This is a genomic window from Methylorubrum sp. Q1, from assembly GCF_004683995.1.
GTDB lineage: Bacteria > Pseudomonadota > Alphaproteobacteria > Rhizobiales > Beijerinckiaceae > Methylobacterium.
Genome location: NZ_SRHQ01000068.1, coordinates 1 through 2485, shown reverse-complemented (window position 1 = coordinate 2485; position 2485 = coordinate 1). Strand labels below are relative to the sequence as shown.

The 2485-nt window shown below is 59.7% G+C and carries 2 protein-coding genes; both read left to right on the top strand.

Annotated elements, in window-relative coordinates:
- Nucleotides 1-603 (top strand): DUF3060 domain-containing protein (locus E4V01_RS25235; protein WP_135300281.1); only part of this gene is annotated, 603 nt, incomplete at its 5' end.
- A 301-nt stretch (nt 604-904) separates the two neighbouring features.
- The coding region (locus E4V01_RS25230) for a type I secretion system permease/ATPase (RefSeq protein ID WP_135300280.1) at nt 905-2485 on the top strand (1581 nt) is incomplete at its 3' end.

Genomic DNA, 2485 nt, shown 5'->3' with positions numbered 1-2485 from the left:
TGGGGAAGCACCTCCATCAATCTGGGAGGAGAAGGGACACACGCTGTCGTCAACGGCCAGGATAATGCTGGGGGCTACGTAGGGATGGTAAGCAGCAACCAAAGCCTGACATTAAACAATAGTGGTTTCCGAATTGGCACTGCCGACAACTTACAGGATCTGACAATTACATCAAACAATGCTATAATAAATCTTGGAATAAATAATAAAGTCAAAATTATTGGTAGCGGAAACACTGTTTCCGCAGGGCAAAATGCGCACGTCACCGTAGATGGAACCGATAATAAAATCGACACACTTGATTTCAATAGCCAAGTTTTTATGAACGGATTCTCAAATACGACTAACCTGAACAATACGTTTAATGTACACTACTATTACAGCACTCAATATTCACCACTAAACTATTACGATATCGACTTCATGTCCGCTCATCACGGAGGCGGCATGGCCTACTCTGGTTATTGGCATCCATCTCATACCTACTCGCCGGCCTACTCGCCGGGTGGCACCGATGTGGGAATATTTTTGGAAGACTCTGGAGGAAGGATTATATTTCCAACTGACTACAATAATAACGACTCAGGAAACTATTTGAACTAGAACTACCTGTTCGATAATTACACCATAGATACGCGCGTCTCTTCGCTCTCAAGCGAGGAGACGAAAATTAATATGCTTATTTCGATATCGATCTATAATGTAAATGTAATCTATAATTCCTATTACCTAAAATAAATTCGATACTCTTCAGACATTAAATGAAATTTTGATCATTAAATGGGAATATAAATATATCAACTAAAGGGTTATCGAATACAATCCTGGAAGCAATTTGCAGATTTTATTATTCCACACGTACCACGATTGATTATAGCGCCAGCAAAAATTGGAGAATGTGGCGGTGACTCATAGGCGAGACAGAAACGAGATCGCCGCCGCACTGGCACGGTGCAAGACGGCCTTCGTCGGCGTCGCCGTGATGAGTGGGCTGGTGAACATCCTCTATCTCACCGGCTCGTTCTTCATGCTCGAAGTCTACGACCGGGTGATCCCGAGCCGTTCCGTGCCCACCCTGATCGGGTTGGCCGCGCTCGCGCTCGCGCTCTACGCCTTCCAGGGCGTGCTCGAGACCCTCCGCGGACGCATCCTGGCCCGCATCGGCGCCGCGCTCGACGAGGCCCTGAGCGGGCGCGTGTTCGATCTCGTCGTGCGTGCCCCGCTCAAAGGGGCGAACCAGGGCGACGGCCTCCTGCCGCTGCGCGACCTCGACCAGATCCGCGCCTTCCTGTCCGGTTCCGGCCCCTCCGCCTTCTTCGACCTGCCCTGGATGCCGGTCTACCTGCTGATCTGCTTCCTGTTCCATCCCATGATCGGCGTCGCGGCGCTGGTCGGCATGGCGATCCTGGCCGCGATCACGGTCCTGACCGATCGCGCGAGCAAGGGCCCGACGCGGGAGGCCACCGGCCACGGCATGCGGCGCAACGCACTCGCCGTATCCGGTTGCCGCAACGCCGAGGTGCTGGCCGCCATGGGCATGCAGGAGCGTCTTGCCGCCCGCTGGGCCCTGGCCAACCGCGCGTACATGGACGCGCACCAGGCCGTCTCGGATGCCGGAAGCGGCTTCGGCGCCGGCTCCAAGGTGTTCCGCATGGCGCTGCAATCGGGTGTGCTGGCGCTCGGCGCCTGGCTCGTCATCCACAACGAGGCAAGCGCCGGCATCGTCATCGCGAGCTCGATCCTCGTCTCCCGTGCGCTGGCGCCGGCCGAACTCACCATCGCCAACTGGAAGGGTTTTGTTGCTGCCCGCCAGAGCTGGCACCGTCTGTCCGAACTGCTGGCCCGGATGCCGCAGGGCGAGCGGCCGCACGCGTTGCCGGCGCCGAGTGAGACCATCACCGTCGAGGCCGCCAGCATCGCCCCGCCCGGCACGCCGCGCCTCGTGGTGCAGGATGTCAGCTTCGGCCTCCGCGCCGGACAGAGCCTCGGCATCATCGGCCCCTCGGCCTCGGGCAAGTCCTCGCTGGTGCGCGCGCTCGTCGGCGTCTGGCCCCCCGTGCGCGGAAAGGTCCGCTTCGACGGCGCGGCGCTCGATCAATGGTCAAGCGGCGACCTCGGACCCCATATCGGCTTCCTGCCGCAGGAGGTGGAGCTGTTTGCCGGCACGGTCGCCGAGAACATCGCCCGCTTCGAGCCCGGCGCACCGTCCGAGGCGGTCATCGCGGCGGCCAAGGCGGGGGGCGTGCACGAGCTGATCCTGCGGCTGCCCGACGGCTACGACACCCGCATCGGCGAGGGCGGCTCGGGGCTCTCGGCCGGGCAGCGCCAGAGGGTCGGGCTGGCACGCGCCCTCTACCGCGAGCCCTTCCTCGTGGTGCTCGACGAGCCCAACGCCAACCTCGACAGCGAGGGCGAGAACGCCCTGACGCAGGCGATCCTCGGCGTGCGGCAGCGCGGCGGCATCTGCGTCGTCGTCGCCCACCGG